This is a genomic window from Streptomyces sp. NBC_01363 (genome assembly GCF_026340595.1).
Classification (GTDB): Bacteria; Actinomycetota; Actinomycetes; order Streptomycetales; family Streptomycetaceae; genus Streptomyces.
The window spans coordinates 1,028,788-1,044,628 of the sequence record NZ_JAPEPF010000001.1; the positions used below are offsets into that span (position 1 = coordinate 1,028,788).

At 72.6% G+C, this 15,841-nt stretch carries 12 protein-coding genes; 2 read left to right on the forward strand and 10 right to left on the reverse strand.

Features of this window, described 5'->3' with window-relative positions; all coding sequences use genetic code 11:
* Positions 1-3: 3 nt before the first annotated feature.
* Genes OG611_RS04810 through OG611_RS04835 form a run of 6 tightly spaced genes read right to left on the reverse strand, consistent with a single transcriptional unit; the run spans position 4 to position 8,875 of the window.
* The gene (locus tag OG611_RS04810) at positions 4-1,578 is read right to left on the reverse strand and encodes a 4-coumarate--CoA ligase family protein (protein ID WP_266415850.1); all 1,575 of its coding nucleotides are present in this window, start codon (positions 1,576-1,578) and stop codon (positions 4-6) included.
* A gap of 50 nt (positions 1,579-1,628) precedes the next feature.
* Positions 1,629-2,789 (reverse strand): acyl-CoA dehydrogenase family protein, encoded by a 1,161-nt coding sequence (locus OG611_RS04815; protein ID WP_266415852.1) that lies wholly within the window; start codon positions 2,787-2,789, stop codon positions 1,629-1,631.
* Positions 2,786-4,741: a biotin carboxylase N-terminal domain-containing protein gene (locus tag OG611_RS04820; RefSeq protein WP_266415854.1), complete on the reverse strand. Its 1,956-nt coding sequence runs from the start codon at positions 4,739-4,741 to the stop codon at positions 2,786-2,788. The genes OG611_RS04815 and OG611_RS04820 overlap by 4 nt, the downstream gene beginning before the upstream one ends.
* Positions 4,742-4,749: 8 nt before the next feature.
* Positions 4,750-6,348, reverse strand: a complete 1,599-nt coding sequence (locus OG611_RS04825; protein WP_266415856.1) for an acyl-CoA carboxylase subunit beta — start codon at positions 6,346-6,348, stop codon at positions 4,750-4,752.
* A complete protein-coding gene (locus OG611_RS04830) occupies positions 6,345-8,078 on the reverse strand; it encodes an acyclic terpene utilization AtuA family protein (protein WP_266415858.1) in 1,734 nt (577 codons plus the stop codon). The genes OG611_RS04825 and OG611_RS04830 overlap by 4 nt, the downstream gene beginning before the upstream one ends.
* Complete coding sequence (locus OG611_RS04835) at positions 8,075-8,875, reverse strand: TIGR03084 family metal-binding protein (RefSeq protein WP_266415860.1); 801 nt, start codon at positions 8,873-8,875, stop codon at positions 8,075-8,077. Before OG611_RS04835 ends, OG611_RS04830 begins: the two co-directional genes overlap by 4 nt.
* 144 nt (positions 8,876-9,019) lie before the next feature.
* Between OG611_RS04835 and OG611_RS04840 the strand changes: the two genes are divergently transcribed.
* Positions 9,020-9,262 (forward strand): hypothetical protein, encoded by a 243-nt coding sequence (locus tag OG611_RS04840; RefSeq protein ID WP_266415863.1) that lies wholly within the window; start codon positions 9,020-9,022, stop codon positions 9,260-9,262.
* Here the strand turns inward: OG611_RS04840 and OG611_RS04845 are convergent.
* Together OG611_RS04845 and OG611_RS04850 are read right to left on the reverse strand one after the other, a co-directional pair.
* A complete protein-coding gene (locus tag OG611_RS04845) occupies positions 9,243-9,671 on the reverse strand; it encodes a DUF3592 domain-containing protein (RefSeq protein WP_266415864.1) in 429 nt (142 codons plus the stop codon). The two genes, OG611_RS04840 and OG611_RS04845, sit on opposite strands and share 20 nt — an antisense overlap.
* Before the next feature lie 81 nt (positions 9,672-9,752).
* On the reverse strand, positions 9,753-10,742 hold the full coding sequence (locus OG611_RS04850; protein WP_266415865.1) for a DMT family transporter: 990 nt from the start codon (positions 10,740-10,742) through the stop codon (positions 9,753-9,755).
* A 150-nt stretch (positions 10,743-10,892) separates the two neighbouring features.
* Between OG611_RS04850 and OG611_RS04855 the strand changes: the two genes are divergently transcribed.
* Complete coding sequence (locus OG611_RS04855; RefSeq protein WP_266415866.1) at positions 10,893-11,792, forward strand: LysR family transcriptional regulator; 900 nt, start codon at positions 10,893-10,895, stop codon at positions 11,790-11,792.
* Positions 11,793-11,904: 112 nt separating this feature from the next.
* Here the strand turns inward: OG611_RS04855 and OG611_RS04860 are convergent, their stop codons facing one another.
* Both OG611_RS04860 and OG611_RS04865 read right to left on the reverse strand, forming a co-directional pair.
* Positions 11,905-12,546 carry a contact-dependent growth inhibition system immunity protein gene (locus OG611_RS04860; protein WP_266415868.1) on the reverse strand — a complete coding sequence of 214 codons (642 nt, stop codon included), beginning with the start codon at positions 12,544-12,546 and terminating at the stop codon, positions 11,905-11,907.
* A 155-nt stretch (positions 12,547-12,701) separates the two neighbouring features.
* Positions 12,702-15,548, reverse strand: a complete 2,847-nt coding sequence (locus tag OG611_RS04865) for an FAD-binding and (Fe-S)-binding domain-containing protein (RefSeq protein ID WP_266415870.1) — start codon at positions 15,546-15,548, stop codon at positions 12,702-12,704.
* Positions 15,549-15,841 lie beyond the last annotated feature (293 nt).

Consider the following 15,841-nt stretch of genomic DNA (forward strand, 5'->3'; position numbering starts at 1 on the left):
CGGTCAGTGGCTCCGTTCCCGGTCGCGCAGTTCGCGGCGGAGGATCTTGCCCGAGGTGGCGCGTGGTATCGCGTCGATGAACTCGGCCTGCCGGACCTTCTTGTACGGGGCGACGTGCTCGGCGACGTACGTCATGACGTCGTCCGCAGTGAGGTCCGGGGCGGAGGGCTGGCGGACGACGTATGCCTTGGGGACCTCGTTGCGCTCGTCGTCGGTCACGCCGATGACGGCGGCGTCGGCGATGGACGGGTGGGTCAGGAGGAGAGCTTCGAGTTCGGCGGGGGCGACCTGGTAGCCCTTGTACTTGATGAGTTCCTTCACCCGGTCGACGACGAACAGCCAGCCGTCGGCGTCGACATGTCCGATGTCGCCGGTGTGCATCCAGCCGTCGGCGTCGATCATTTCGGCGGTGGCCTCGGGGCGGCCGAGGTAGCCCTTCATCACCTGCGGGCCGCGGATGAGGATCTCGCCCTGCCCGGACGAGGAGTCGGACAGCGGGACGATGCGCATCTCGGTGCTGGGCAGCAGCTTGCCGACCGCGCCGGGCGGCGGGTTCTCGGCGGCGAGCGGGACGACGTGGGTGCCCGGGGAGAGTTCCGTCATGCCGTACGCCTGGCGCACGGGCGGCAGGCCGAGCCGCTTCGAGCAGGCGGCGGCGAGCGAGGCGTCGAGCGGGGCGGCGGCGCTGACGACGTACTCCAGCGAGGACAGGTCGTACCGGTCGACCGCGGGGTGCTTGGCGAGGGCGAGGACGATCGGCGGGGCCACGTACAGGCCGGTGATGCGGTGCTTCTCGATCGCGGCGAGGAACTGGTCGAGGTCGAAGCGGGGCAGCACGACGACGGTGGCGCCCAGGCGCAGCGGGGCGTTCATCAGGGCGGTGAGGCCGTAGATGTGGAAGAAGGGGAGCACGGCCAGGATGCGGGCGCCGGGGCCCATGGGGATGAAGGGGCGGAGTTGCTCCAGGTTGGTGCCCATGGAGCGGTGGGTGAGCATGACGCCCTTGGGGGTTCCGGTGGTGCCGGAGGAGTAGGGCAAGGCGGCGATGTCCTCGCCGGGGTCGGCGGTGACGCGGGGTTCGGGGGCGGTGGTGGCGAGCATGTCGAGTACGGAGGTGTGTCCCTCGGCCCGGTCGCAGACGAAGATCTGCTCGATGGAGCCGACGAGTCCGGCGGCCTTGCGCGCCGTGTCCAGGAGCGGGGAGACGGTGACGATCCAGCGGGCGGAGGAGTCGCGGAGCTGTTTGGCGAACTCCTCCGCCGTGGCCAGCGGGTGGACGGTGGTGACGGTGGCGCCGGCCCGTGTCGCGCCGAAGAACACCGCCGGGTAGGCGATGGTGTTGGGGCTGTGCAGGGCCAGTACATCGCCCTTGCGCACCCCGGCCCCGGCGAGCGCCGCGGCGATCTTCCGGTGGAAGGCGTCGAGCTGCCGGTAGGTGAGGGCGGAGCTGTCGTCCGTCCCGTCGATCAGGGCCACCGTGTCGCCGTACGAGGTGGTGGCCTGCCCCAGGACCGCCTCGTGGATGGGCACGTCGAGCGTCTGTACGGCGGGGTAGTCGCTGTGGAACACGTGCGCCATGGCGGTGGGTCCCTTCGGAGCGGCGGTGTGGGGAGACAGACTGCCGTGTGTCAGTACGACTTGGGGAGGCCCAGGGACTGGTGGGAGACGTAGTTCAGGATCATTTCCCGGCTGACGGGTGCGATCCGGGCGACGCGGGCCGCCGTGACCAGGGACGCGAGGCCGTATTCACGGGTGAGGCCGTTGCCGCCGAGGGTGTGCACGGCCTGGTCGACGGCCTTGACGCAGGCTTCGCCGGCCGCGTATTTCGCCATGTTGGCGGCCTCGCCCGCGCCGATGTCGTCGCCGTCGTCGTAGAGCCGGGCGGCCTTCTGCATCATCAGCCGGGCCAGTTCCAGTTCGATGTGGGCCTGGGCGAGGGGGTGGGCGATGGCCTGGTGGGAGCCGATGGGGTCCTTCCAGACCTGGCGGGTCTTCGCGTACTCGACGGCGCGGGCGAGTGCGTAGCGGCCCATGCCGATGCCGAACGCGGCGGTCATGATGCGTTCGGGGTTGAGCCCGGCGAAGAGCTGGAGAAGCCCGGCGTCCTCGTCTCCCACCAGCGCGTCGGCGGGGAGGCGCACATCGTCGAGGACCAGCTCGAACTGCTTCTCCGGGGCCTGGAGTTCCATGTCGATCTGCGAGCGGCCGAAGCCCGGGGCGTCGCGGGGGACGATGAAGAGACAGGGCTTGAGCCTGCCGGACCTGGCGTCCTCGGTGCGGCCGACGACGAGAGTGGCGTCGGCGATGTCTACGCCGGAGACGAAGACCTTGCGTCCGGTGAGCAGCCAGTCCTCGCCGTCCTTGCGGGCGGTGGTGGTGATGCGGTGGGAGTTGGATCCGGCGTCGGGTTCGGTGATGCCGAAGGCCATGGTGAGGCTGCCGTCGGCGAGGCCGGGGAGCCACTGCCGCTTCTGGGTGTCGGTGCCGAAGCGGGCGATGACGGTGCCGCAGATCGCCGGGGAGACCACCATCATGAGCAGCGGGCTGCCGGCCGCGCCCAACTCCTCCAGGACGATGGAGAGTTCGGCCATGCCGCTGCCTCCGCCGCCGTACTCCTCGGGAAGGTTCACACCGAGGTAGCCGAGCTTGGCGGCTTCGGTCCACAGTTCGCGCGGGTGGGCGCCGTCGCGGACGACGGAGGTCATGTAGTCGCGTCCGTAGCGCTTTCCGAGTGCGGCGACGGCGGCGCGCAGTGCCTGGTGCTCTTCGGTTTCGAGGACGGTGCTCATTGCTTCGGTTCCTCCTGTACGTCTTGCACGACGGCGAGCAGGGCACCGACCTCCACCTGGAGGCCGGGAGCGGCGTGGAGCGCGGTGAGGGTGCCGGCGGCGGGGGCGAGGATGCGGTGCTCCATCTTCATCGCCTCCAGCCAGATCAGGGGCTGTCCGGCCGCGACCGGCGCCCCGGCGGTGAGCCCGTCGGCGACGCGGACGACGGTGCCGGGCATGGGGGCGAGCAGTGAGCCGGGTTCGGTGCGGTCGGTGGGGTCGGTGAAGCGGGGCAGGACGGTGAAGGTGTACGAGCCGTGGGCGGTGTCCACGTACGCCTTGTCCCGGTGGACGGCGATGTCGAAGTGGCGGGTGACGCCGTCGGTTTCGAGGGTGACGCGATCGGGCCCGGCGGCGATGACGCGTTCGCCGGTCTCGGGGACGGGGCCGGTGCGGGTGGTGCGGTAGGCGGCCTCGTGTTCGGTGCCGTCGGGTTCGGCGCGGTAGCGCTTGGTCCGGGGTTGCGAGGAGATGTTGCGCCAGGCGCCGAGGCGGACGGGGCCCGGTCCGGGGCCGTGCTGCCGGGCGGCGGCGTCGGCGAGTGCGGCGGCCAGGGCGGCGCGGCGCGGCCCTGCTTCGTCCGGGGACGGGGCCGGGGTGAGGGCGTCCAGGTGGCGGTCGTAGAAGCCGGTGTCGAGGCGGGCGGCGAGGAAGTCGGGGTGGTGCAGGGACCGTACGAGTAGGTCGCGGTTGGTGACCGGGCCGTGGATACGGGCGCGTTCCAGGGCACGGGCGAGGAGGCGTACGGCTTCGGTGCGGGTGGGAGCGTGGGCGATGACCTTGGCGATCATCGGGTCGTAGTGCACGCCGATGGTGTCGCCGCCGGTGTAGCCGGTGTCCAGGCGGATGCCGGCTACACCGGGTACGTCCAGCGTGTGCAGTGCTCCGGTCTGCGGCTGCCAGTCGCGGGCGGGGTCCTCGGCGTAGAGGCGGGCCTCGACGGCGTGGCCGTGCGGTGCGGGGGGTGCGGTGGTGGGCAGCGGTTCGCCTTCGGCGATGCGGAGTTGGAGGGCCACGAGGTCGAGCCCGAAGACGGCTTCGGTGACGGGGTGTTCGACCTGGAGGCGGGTGTTCATCTCCAGGAAGTACGGGCGCCCGTCGGCGGCGAGGAGGAATTCGACGGTGCCCGCGCCCCGGTAGTCGACGGCGCGGGCGGCGGCCACGGCGGCGTCGTGCAGCCGGGTCCGCAGCGCGTCGTCGAGACCGGGTGCGGGAGCTTCCTCGACGACCTTCTGGTGGCGTCGCTGGAGGGAGCAGTCGCGGGTGCCCAGCGCCCAGACCCCGCCGTGCTCGTCGGCCATGACCTGGACCTCGACGTGCCGGCCGCGCTCCACGTACGGCTCCGCGAAGACCTCGCCGTCCCCGAAGGCGGCCGTGGCCTCAGCGGTGGCGGCAGTCAACTCGGCGGGCAGTTCGGCGAGTTCGCGGACGATCCGCATCCCGCGTCCGCCGCCGCCCTCCGCCGCCTTGAGCAGCAGCGGCAGGTCGTCGACGGTGGCCCGCCCGGTGTCGACGGGGGCGAGCAGCGGCACCCCGGCGGCGGCCATCAGTTCCTTGGCGCGGGTCTTGGACGCCATCAGCTCGATGGCCTTGACCGGCGGGCCGACCCAGACGAGACCGGCGTCCTGCACGGCACGGGCGAATCCGGCGTTCTCGGAGAGGAAGCCGTAGCCGGGGTGGACGGCGTCGGCACCGGCCGCGAGCGCGGCGCGTACGACGAGGTCGCCGCGGAGATAGGTGTCGGCCGGGGCGGCGCCCGGCAGCCGTACGGCGGTGTCGGCCTCCCGTACGTGGAGCGCGTCGGCGTCCGCGTCGGAGTACACCGCGACGGTGGCGATGCCGAGCGCGCGGCAGGTGCGGAAGATCCGGCAGGCGATCTCGCCCCGGTTGGCGACGAGCAGGGTACTGATCATGGTCGTCCTCACATCCGGAAGATTCCGAAGCCGCCGCGGGCGCCTTCGACCGGGGCGGTGTGGATCGCGGACAGGCACATCCCGAGGACGGTCCTGGTGTCGCGCGGGTCGATGACCCCGTCGTCGTACAGCCGCCCGGACAGGAACATCGGGAGCGACTCGGACTCGATCTGCTGCTCGACCATGGCGCGCAGTGCGGCGTCGGCCTCGTCGTCGTAGGGCCGTCCCTTCGCGGCGGCGGAGGCGCGGGCGACGATGGACAGCACTCCGGCGAGCTGCTGCGGCCCCATGACGGCGGACTTGCTGCTGGGCCAGGCGAAGAGGAAGCGCGGGTCGTAGGCCCGGCCGCACATGCCGTAGTGCCCGGCCCCGTACGAGGCGCCCATCAGCACGGACAGGTGCGGGACCTTCGAGTTGGACACCGCGTTGATCATCATCGCGCCGTGTTTGATGATGCCGCCCTGCTCGTACTCCTTGCCGACCATGTAGCCGGTGGTGTTGTGCAGGAAGACCAGCGGGATGTCGCGCTGGTTGGCGAGCTGGATGAACTGGGCGGCCTTCTGCGACTCCTCGCTGAACAGCACCCCCTGCGCGTTGGCGAGGATGCCGACGGGGTAGCCGTGGAGGGTCGCCCAGCCGGTCACCAGGCTGGTCCCGTACAGCGGTTTGAACGCGTCGAAGTCGGAGCCGTCGACGAGCCGGGCGATGACCTCGCGCGGGTCGAAGGGCACCTTCAGGTCGCCGGGCACGATGCCGATCAGCTGGTCCTCGTCGTACTTCGGCGGTTCGGCGGGGCCCGGATCGGCGTGCGCCTTGCGCCAGTTGAGGCGGGCGACGATCCGGCGGGCCTGGCGCAGCGCGTCCTGCTCGTCGACGGCGAAGTGGTCGGCGAGCCCGGAGGTGCGGGCGTGCATCTCGGCGCCGCCGAGCGATTCGTCGTCGCTCTCCTCGCCGGTCGCCATCTTCACCAGGGGCGGTCCGCCGAGGAAGACCTTGGACCGTTCCTTGATCATGACGGTGTGGTCGGACATGCCGGGGACGTACGCCCCGCCCGCGGTCGAGTTCCCGAAGACGACGGCGACGGTCGGGATCCCGGCCGCCGACAGCCGGGTGATGTCGCGGAACAGCGCCCCGCCGGGGATGAAGATCTCCTTCTGCGAGGGGAGGTCGGCGCCGCCCGACTCGACGAGGCTGACGCAGGGCAGCCGGTTGACGAAGGCGATCTCGTTGGCCCGCAGTGCCTTCTTCAGGGTCCAGGGGTTGGAGGCGCCGCCACGTACGGTCGGGTCGTTGGCGGTGATCAGGCACTCCACGCCCTCGATCACCCCGATCCCGGTGATGAGCGAGGCGCCGACCGTGTACTCGCTGCCCCAGGCGGCGAGCGGCGACAGCTCCAGGAACGGGGTGTCCTCGTCGATCAGCAACTCGATCCGCTCGCGGGCCAGGAGCTTGCCGCGCGAGCGGTGCCGCGCCACGTACTTCTCGCCGCCGCCCGCCTGCGCCTTGGTGTGCTCGCCGGCCAGCTCGTCGAGTTTCGCGAGCATGGCCGTGCGGTTCGCGGCGTATTCGGGGCTCGCGGTGTCGAGCGCGGTGGGCAGGACGGTCATGCGTTCGCCTCCGGTGCGTGGACGGTCTCCAGCAGCGCTACGGGTATGGGCAGGTGCCGGGAGCGCAGCCACTCCCCCACCGCCTTGGCCTGCGGGTCGAACCGGTGCTGGGCGGCGACGCCCTCGCCGAGCAGCCCGTGGACGGTGAAGTTCAGGGCGCGGAGGTTCGGCAGGACATGGCGTACGACGGTGAGACCGGCGGTCTCCGGCAGCAGCTCCCGGAACCGTTCGACGGTCAGTTCATGGGCCAGCCACCGCCAGGCGTCGTCCCCGACGGCCCACACGCCCACATTGGCGTCCCCGCCCTTGTCGCCGCTGCGGGCGCCCGCGATCCGGCCGAGCGGGGCGGACCGGGTGGGGCCGGGGTCCGGCAGGGACGGGGGCAGCGGCGGTTCCTCGGCGTCCTGGAGCGGCTGTGTCGTCACGGGAGGTGCCAGGCTCTCCCGCCGCCCGTCGGGGAGCACGGCGATGTGCGGGACCTCGCCGGCCGGTACGTACCGGGCCTCGAACACCCCGTACGGCGTGCCCTTGCCGGGCGGGGCGGTGACGTGGAAGCCGGGGTAGCTGCCGAGCGCGAGCTCGATCGCGGCGCCGGAGACCGCGCGTCCGACGGTCTCCTGGTCCCGGTCGCGGACGACGAGCCGGAGCAGGGCGCTCGCGGTCTCCTCGGTGGCGGCGTCGGCCCGGTCGGTCCGGGACAGCTCCCACCGCACCTCGTCGGGTTCGGCGCCGGAGCGGGCGAGCGCGTCCGCGAACTGTTCCCGTACCAGCTGCGCCTTGGCCTCGATGTCGAGGCCGGTGACCACGAAGACGACCTCGTTGCGCCAGCCGCCGAGCCGGTTCAGCCCGACCTTGACGGTGGGCGGCGGGGCCTCGCCGCGCACCCCGGAGATCCTGACCCGGTCGGGGCCGTCCGTGGTCAGCCGTACGGTGTCGAGCCGGGCGGTGACATCCGGTCCCGCGTACCGGGCGCCGCCGGTCTCGTACAGCAGCTGGGCGGTGACGGTGCCGAGGTCGACGACGCCGCCGGTGCCGTCGTGCTTGGTGATGACGGACGAGCCGTCGGCGTGGATCTCGGCGACGGGGAAGCCGGGCCGGCGCAGGTCGTGGCCCCGGAAGAACGCGTAGTTCCCGCCGGTGGCCTGGGTGCCGCACTCCAGGACGTGTCCGGCGACGACGGCCCCGGCGAGCGCGTCGTGGTCGCCGGGCCCCCAGCCGAACCGGGCGGCGGCGGGTCCGGTGACGAGGGCGGCGTCGGTGACCCGTCCGGTGACGACGACATCGGCGCCCGCGGTGAGGCAGGCGGCGATCCCCGCGCCGCCGAGGTAGGCGTTGGCGGTGAGGAAGCCCTCGGGTACGGGGAGGCTGTCGCCCTCCACATGGGCGACCCGTACGGGCACTCCCACCTTCTGTGCCAACTCCCTTACGGCGTCGGCCAGTCCTGCCGGATTGAGCCCTCCGGCATTGGTGACGATCTTCACCCCGCGCTCGTGGGCGAGCCCGAGGCCCTCTTCGAGCTGGCGCAGGAAGGTGGTGGCGTAGCCGCGCGCGGGGTCCTTGAGCCTGCTGCGGCCGAGGATGAGCATGGTCAGCTCGGCGAGATAGTCCCCGGTGAGGATGTCGAGGGGGCCGCCGGTGAGCATCTCGCGTACGGCGTCGAAGCGGTCGCCGTAGAACCCGGAGGCGTTGCCGATCCGCAGCGGTCCGGGCGCGTCCGTCGTCGAAGTCACGCCCCGCTCCCCCGCTTCGGGGCTCGGCCGGGTCCGGCCGGGCCGGCGAACGCCTGGGCGATGTCGAGCCATTGGTCGGCGTCGGGGCCGACCGCCCGGACGGCGAGGTCGTCGCGGTGGGCGCGCTGGGTGACGAGGAGGCAGAAGTCGACAAGCGGCCCGGTGACGCGCTGCGGTGCATCCGGCGCCCCGAAGGCGATCAACTCCCCGTCCGGGGCTCGGAGTTCTACCCGGAACTCCTCCCCGGGCGCCTTGATCCCCCGTACCAGGTAGGCGTAGCCGCGGGCCCGCACCCCGATCCGGGCGACGTGCCGCAGCCGGGCGGTGGGGGTCCTGGTGACCCCGAGGGCGTCGGCGATGTCCTGGCCGTGCGCCCAGGTCTCCATGATCCGGGCGGTCGCCATGGACGCGACGCTCATCGGCGGCCCGTACCAGGGAATGCGCGTACCCGCCGGGGCGTCCCGCAGCACCGCCTCCAGCCGCTCCCGCCCGCCGCGCCACCGCGCGAGCAGCGCCTCCGGGGCCGAGGCGGCGGCGACCTCCTCGGCGCCCCGGTCGACGAAGGAATCGGGCACCTCCATGGCCCTGGCCACCTCCCCCGCGAAGGCCTCGGCATCGGTGGCGGCGAGCAGCGCGACCTCGTCGGTCCAGGTGAGATGGGCGATCTGATGCGCGACACTCCAGCCGGGGGCGGGGGTCGCGGCGGCCCATTGATCAGCAGTCAACTCCCGTACCAGTGCGTCGAGTTCATCGCTCTCGTCGCGCAGATCGTCGATCACGGCTGCGACATCGGGCACGGTGCGCTCCCCTCGGGGCGTGGCGGTGTGCCCAGGAGCATGGCAGCGCCCCGCAAAACAAGCAAGCATGCTTGCATTGTTTTCTTCCCGCGACGGCCCGGCGGGGCGGCGGCCGTGGTCGGGGGACGGTGTACGCGTCCACCGATGACGACCCGGTGCCGGACCGCGAGCGGGTACGGACGGAACGGACGCCGCTCCGCTGCGGCGCACTGGCCGGCGTACGACCGGGACACGAAGGGCCGTTCGTACCTGCCGAGCCCGGACCCGCACTACCGGGTGGTGGGCGTGGCGTGGCAGCCCGCCGGGACCGTGACGGACCCGGCGCACGCCTTCGGGCCGTCCGCGCCGCACGGGGTGCCGGACATGCTCAGGGGACGAGGGCGATGACGACCGCCGAGACCAGGGCGAAGAAGCCGCCCGCCCCGGTGATCAGGGTCCTGGCGTGGCGCATTCCGAAGGACGGGGCGCGGGTGGTCGCGCCCTTCGGGTTCGCGGCGCTGTAGTAGACGGTCACGAAGTCGCCCCGGGCCGGAGTGAGGCGCGACTGGCGCTCCTCGAAGCTGACGGTGTGCCCGTCGCCCGTGCGGAACTCCAGGGTGGGGTGGGTGTACTCGGCGGGGCCGCCCTCGGGGCTCTGGACCTCCTCGGTGCGCAGGGAGACGCACCGAGCCTCGGCGGTGAGCCCCTCGGCCCAGGCGGCCCGGAGCCGGGGGCCCTGGAGGTGACGGTCCAGGTTCTTCCCGGATATCACGGCCGCACCCACGGCGATGACGAAATAGACGGCGGCGATGACCACGGGCTCCCCCGGCGGATTCTCGCGTGACGGGCCGCCATGATCCCTTGCGCCGGGCGGGCCGACAAGGGCCCACCCGGGACGTCAGGCGCGTTCCCGGGGCTTCGCACGCCGTGTCTGGCTCCGTACCGCACCCATGCTCGCCCCGATGACGAGCGCGATCGCCAGCGCGTCGGTGGTCGTCAGCGCCTGGTCGAGGATCAGGAAGCCGGCCGTGGCCGCGATCGCCGGTTCCAGGCTCATCAGGATCGCGAAGGTGGGCGCGGGCAGGCGGCGCAGCGCCATGAGTTCGAGGGTGTACGGAAGCACCGAGCTGAGCAGCGCCACCGCCGCGCCCAGCCCCAGTGTGGTCGGGACCAGCAGCTTCGAGCCCGACTCGATGACGCCCAGGGGCAGCGAGAGGAGCGCGGCGACGACCATGGCCAGGGCCAGGCCGTCCGCCTGGGGGAAACGGCGGCCGGTGCGGGCGCTGAAGACGATGTACGTCGCCCACATGACACCGGCGCCCAGGGCGTACGCGGCGCCGACCGGATCGAGGCGGTCGAGGCCGCCGCCGCTGAGCAGCACGACGCCGCCCAACGCGAGCCCGGCCCAGACCACGTTGATCAGGCGGCGGGAGGCGAACACCGAGAGGGCGAGCGGGCCCAGCACCTCCAGAGTGACGGCCGCACCCAGCGGGATGCGGTCGGCTGCCTGGTAGAAGAGCGTGTTCATGCCGCCCATGGCCAGCCCGAACGCGAGGACCGTGCCCCAGTCGGCGCGCGAGTGGCCGCGCAGCTTCGGACGGCAGACGACCAGCAGCACGAGCGCGGCCACGGCCAGGCGCAGGGTGACGACGCCGAGCGCACCGGCCCGGGGCATCAGCAGGACGGCGACGGCGGAGCCGAACTGGACGGAGAGACCGCCCGCGACCACCAGCGCGATCGGGGCGAGCGCGGCACCCCGGCCCTTGGGGCGTGCGGGGCCTGCCGCGTCGCCCAGCGCGGGGACCGCCTCGGGTACGGCGACGGCCGCGGCCCGCTCCACGGCCGCCACGGCCGCCGGGGCCCCTGCTGCACTGCGCTGGTCGTTCACCTGCGGTGTTCCTCCCGAATCCGACAGTGCAATTCAATGCACTACTCGATTGAACATACTGCACTCCACTCGTGCGGTACGTCCTCTTACGGTAGGTACCTCCGCGTGCCACGTGAAATGTCGATCGTGCTGTGGTTATGCTCCCGGCGCATGAGCATCGGGCGTTCCGGACAAAGCACCGGCCGCGGTATCGAAGTGCGGCATCTGCGCGCCTTCCTCGCCGTGGCCGACGAGGGCAATGTCACTCGCGCCGCCGCCCGCCTCCGCCTCACCCAGCCCGCGGTCTCCCGCACCCTCGCCGCCCTGGAGCAGCATCTCGGCGTGCGGCTCGTCGACCGGTCCACCCACCATCTCGCCCTCACCCCCGAAGGCGTCGTCTTCCGGGACAGGGCCGCCGCCGCGGTCGCCGCCTTCGACGAGGCGCTCGACCCCGGCGGGCTGCACCACTGGCCGCTGCGGCTCGGGCACGCCTGGTCGGCGTTCGGCCCGTACACCACACCGCTGCTGCGCCGCTGGCAGGAGCTGTATCCGCAGACCCCGCTCGAACTGCTGCGGATCGACGACCGCACCGCCGGACTGACCCGCGGCAAGGTCGACGCCGCGCTGCTGCGGGGCCCGGTGGAGGCGCCGGGACTCGTCACCGAGGTGCTGTTCGAGGAGGACCGGGTGGCGGCGGTCGCGGCGGACGGCCCGCTCGCGGACCACGCGGCGCTCCGCCTCGCCGACCTGGTGGGCGAGACCATCGTCCTCAACACCGTCTCGGGCACGACGACCATCGACCTGTGGCCGCCGGACGCGCAGCCCACCGCGACCCTCACCGTCGCCAACACCGACGACTGGCTGACCGCCATCGCGGCGGGACGCGGGGTCGGGGTCTCCGCCGCGTCCACCGCCGACATGCACCCGCACTCCGGCGTCACCTACCACCCACTCGTCGACGCCCCGCCCGTCCCCGTACTACTGGCCCGGCGGGACGTCCCGGGGCACCCGGCACTGCCGGCGCTCGCCGCCCTCGCCCGCGAGATCGTGCGGCGGGGCACCAGCGGCTGAGGAACCCAGGCACGGGGCCGGTCCCCGCGGGCCGAAATGACGACGGGGGCTGCCCCCTGCTTCAGCTGTGGGCCCGAGGGGTGGACCGGCACCCGAGGCACGGGCCGCGAGGTCAGTGCCGGTCGACCGCTCGGGAGAGTTCAACGAGCCACCCGACCGCGCTGAGCGGTGCGGGCGGCTCGACCTCCAAGCCGAGCTCGGCCAGCCCGGTGGCGTAGTCGAGCTCCTCGACGGGGAGCGTGAGCAGGTCGCGAAGCTCGCCGGCAAGCTGGGCCACCAGCCCCGGGTCGGTACTGTCCAGATAATCCTGGAACGCGGCCTCGTGGTCCTCGAACTCGTCCGGCATGTCCTGCGAATACCAGCCCCCCAGCAACTGCGCGAGCCCCGGAAAGCGGGCGCGCCACTCCCAGTAGGTTTGCGGCGGTGCGGGCGGCGGGGCCTGGCCGGTCTCGATGCTCTCCTTGAGGCGGTCCGCAAGCATCAGTAGCCATGCCTGGATTGCCGTGTCCGGCAGCCCCACATCGGGCACGGGGTAGAACTCGCCCAGACGCAACCGCAGCCGTCCCGGGGGGTTGCGGGCGTACTCGCGGAGCTGGAACTCGGCGGCGGCGATGGACCAGGGGCGCGTGCGCCAGGTGTGGCGCAGATAGCCGATGATCGCCTCCTCGTCATCGGCGGTCCGCCCCAGGTGGGCGCGGATGACCTGGTCCAACTCGCCGTACTTGCGGTCGTGTTCGAGCGGCTTGAGGGACACGGATGCCTCTAGAGGTAGATCGGGGCGGTGGAGTGGATGGTGAATCCATGGCGTCGCGTGGGGTCGCGTCTGAGGACGACGCGTGCGGCGCGTACGTCGACGGCAGGACGCCCGGCCAGCATCATCGCGACGGAGTTCCGCTCCGGGCCTCGGCACTACCCCGCTTCCCGCCCGTCGGCCCGTCCTTCCGTCAGGCCCTGCGCCAGTACCTCCGCCAGGTGACGTGCCCGTACGCCGCCCAGCTGTTCCAGTTGCGTCCGGCAGGAGAATCCGTCGGCCAGGACCTCCGTGCCCGGCTCGGCGGCCCGTACCGCGGGCAGCAGTTGTTCCTCCGCGCAGGCCGCCGACACGTCCCAGTGGCCGCGTTCGAAGCCGAAGTTTCCGGCCAGGCCGCAGCAGCCGCCGGTCAACTCGCCTTTCAGTCCGGCGCGTTCACGCAGCCGCCGGTCCGCCGCGTCGCCCAGGACCGCGTGCTGGTGGCAGTGGGTCTGGCCGGCGGCCGGGCGGTCCAGGCGGGGTGGCTGCCAATCGGGGGCGTACTCCTCCAGGTATTGGGCCAGCGTCCTCACCGAAGCGGCCAGTTCGGCGGCTCTCGGGTCGTCGGGGAGGAGTTCGGGCAGGTCCGTACGGAGGGTCGCCGCGCAGCTCGGTTCGAGGACGACCACGGGGGCGCCGAGCGTGCCGGCCAGCCGGTCCAGGGTGCGGCGCATCACCGTGCGGGCCTTGTCCAGCTGACCCGTCGAGACGTACGTCAGCCCGCAGCACAGCCCGCGTCCGGCGGGGATCGCGTGGCGGCCCGCCGCCTCCAGGACCCGCACCGCCGCCCGGCCCACCTCGGGAGAGAGGTGGTCGGTGAAGGTGTCGGGCCAGACCATGGCCACCTCGTCGTTCGAGAAGACGAACGTGCCCTTGCCCCAGCGCCGGTTCAGCCACCGGGTGAACGTCTCCCGCGCCAGGACCGGGATCCCGCGCTCCGGCGCGACGCCCGCCAGCCGCTTGGCGAGGGCGGCGAGGAGGCGCACCCGGGCCAGCGCGTTCAGCGGGCCCGCGAAGGGGGACGCCAGGCGCAGCCACGTCGGCAGCCGGCCCATCGTGTAGTGGGCGGCCGGGCGCAGCCGCCCCCGGTAGTGGTGGTGCAGGAACTCGGCCTTGTACGTGGCCATGTCGACGCCCACCGGGCAGTCGCTCCGGCAGCCCTTGCAGGACAGGCAGAGGTCGAGCGCGTCGCGCACCTCCGTCGACCGCCAGCCATCCGTGATCACCCCGCCCGCGTCGCCCGCGAGCATCTCGTGCAGCAGTCGGGCCCGGCCGCGGGTCGAGTGGGCCTCCTCGCCGGTCGCCCGGAACGACGGGCACATCACGGCCGGGCCCGCCGGCTCCGCCGTACGGCACTTGGCGACGCCCACGCAGCGGCGTACCGCCGCCGAGAAGTCTCCGCCGTCGTGCGGATAGCCGAACGCGACGTCCACCGGGCGCTTCGGCAGCACCTCGAAGCGGAGGTTCTCGTCGAGCCGGGCGGGTCGGGCGAGGATGCCGGGGTTCATGCCGCCGTCCGGGTCCCAGACGTCCTTGAAACGGGAGAAGAGGGCGACCAGTTCGTCCCCGTACATGCGCGGGAGCAGTTCGGCGCGGGCCTGGCCGTCGCCGTGTTCGCCGCTCAGTGATCCGCCGTGCGCGACAACCAGGTCCGCGAGGTCCTCGGAGAAGCGGCGGAAACGGGCCACGCCCTGCGTGCTCAGCAGGTCGAAGTCGATCCGGACGTGGATGCAGCCGTCGCCGAAGTGCCCGTACGGGGTGCCGCGCAGCCCGTGTCCGGCCAGCAGGGCGCGGAAGTCGCGGAGGTAGGGGCCGAGGCGGGCGGGCGGTACGGCGCAGTCCTCCCAGCCGGGCCAGGCCTCCGTGCCGTCCGGCATCCGGGTCGCGGTGCCTGCCGCGTCCTCGCGGATGCGCCACAGGGCCCGCTGTCCGGCCGGGTCGGTGACGACCGCGCCGTCCAGCGCGTCGGCCGCCCGCAGGACGCGCTCGGCGTGCGCCCGCGCCTCGGCCGGGGTGGCGCCGCCCGTCTCGACGAAGAGCCAGGCACCGCCGCGCGGCAGCCCGGCCGGTTCCCGTACGAGATCGGCGGCCATGCCCTCGACGGTGAGCGGGTGGTGCGGGAGCAGACCGGGGGCGGCTTCGGCGGCCGCGGCCTCGTCGGCGTAGCCGAGTACGGCCAGTGCGCGGGCGGCCGGTGCCTCGACCAGTCGTACGGTCGCCTCCGTCACCACGCCGAGTGTCCCCTCGCTGCCGCAGAAGGCGCGGGCGAGGTCGGTCCCGCGCTCGGGCAGGAGGGCGTCCAGCGCGTATCCGGAGATGCGGCGCGGGAGCTCGGGGAATCCGGTGCGCAGCGGGGCGAGGTTGGTGCGGATGAGTTCGGGGAGGCCGGCCAGGGCCTCGGGGACCGTTCCGCGGCCCAGCCGCAGGGTGTCGCCGCCGTAGCGGGTCACGGTCAGGGCGTACACGTTGTCGGCCGTGGTGCCCCAGGCGACCGAGTGGGCGCCGCAGGAGTTGTTGCCGATCATGCCGCCCAGCGTGCAGCGGCTGTGCGTGGACGGGTCGGGGCCGAAGGTGAGGCCGTGCGGGGCGGCGGCGGCGCGCAGCTCGTCCAGGACCACGCCCGGCTGGACGACGGCGGTACGGGAGCCGGGGTCCAGCTCGACGATCGCGCGCAGATGGCGGGTGAGATCGAGCACTACGCCGGTGCCGGTGGCCTGTCCCGCGATGGAGGTGCCGCCGCCGCGCGGCACCACGGGGACCCCGTGCGCACGGCAGACGGCGAGTGCGGCGGCCACGTCGTCGGCGTCGCGCGGGGAGACGACGCCGAGCGGTACACGGCGGTAGTTGGAGGCGTCCATCGTCGTCAACGCCCGTGCGGTGGGGCCGAAGTCGGCCTCGCCGCGGACCGCGGTGCGCAGGGCCTGTGCGAGTTCGGCGCGTTCCGTCGGATTCTGATGTGCGGCCATGCGGGCCAGGATGCCGTTGATCGGGCCACTGGACCGTCCGGCGCCGCCCGTTTCCCCTGAATACGTCAATACGTCGGAATACGTCGGACGCGTAGTCACATACGTAACAGAGAACGCTACAAGATCTTCCCAAAGAGAGCGTCAATTCTCATATAGTGACCGAGACTTGCCTTGGAATTGTCAGCTCCAGTTGCCATGTTCACCCCGGCAGTTCCGAACTGTCCCGATCTGAACCGTTCAATCTGCCCGACCTGTCCGTTCTGTCCCCACCCGTCCGTAACCAAGGACTCCCA

Bases quoted from the DNA above. Each gene is read 5' to 3' on its own strand.
- OG611_RS04865 (WP_266415870.1), bottom strand. From the start codon at position 15,548: ATGGCCGCACATCAGAATCCGACGGAACGCGCCGAACTCGCACAGGCC.
- OG611_RS04820 (WP_266415854.1), bottom strand. From the start codon at position 4,741: ATGATCAGTACCCTGCTCGTCGCCAACCGGGGCGAGATCGCCTGCCGG.
- OG611_RS04825 (WP_266415856.1), bottom strand. From the start codon at position 6,348: ATGACCGTCCTGCCCACCGCGCTCGACACCGCGAGCCCCGAATACGCC.
- OG611_RS04840 (WP_266415863.1), top strand. From the start codon at position 9,020: ATGACGACCCGGTGCCGGACCGCGAGCGGGTACGGACGGAACGGACGC.
- OG611_RS04815 (WP_266415852.1), bottom strand. From the start codon at position 2,789: ATGAGCACCGTCCTCGAAACCGAAGAGCACCAGGCACTGCGCGCCGCC.
- OG611_RS04810 (WP_266415850.1), bottom strand. From the start codon at position 1,578: ATGGCGCACGTGTTCCACAGCGACTACCCCGCCGTACAGACGCTCGAC.
- OG611_RS04855 (WP_266415866.1), top strand. From the start codon at position 10,893: ATGAGCATCGGGCGTTCCGGACAAAGCACCGGCCGCGGTATCGAAGTG.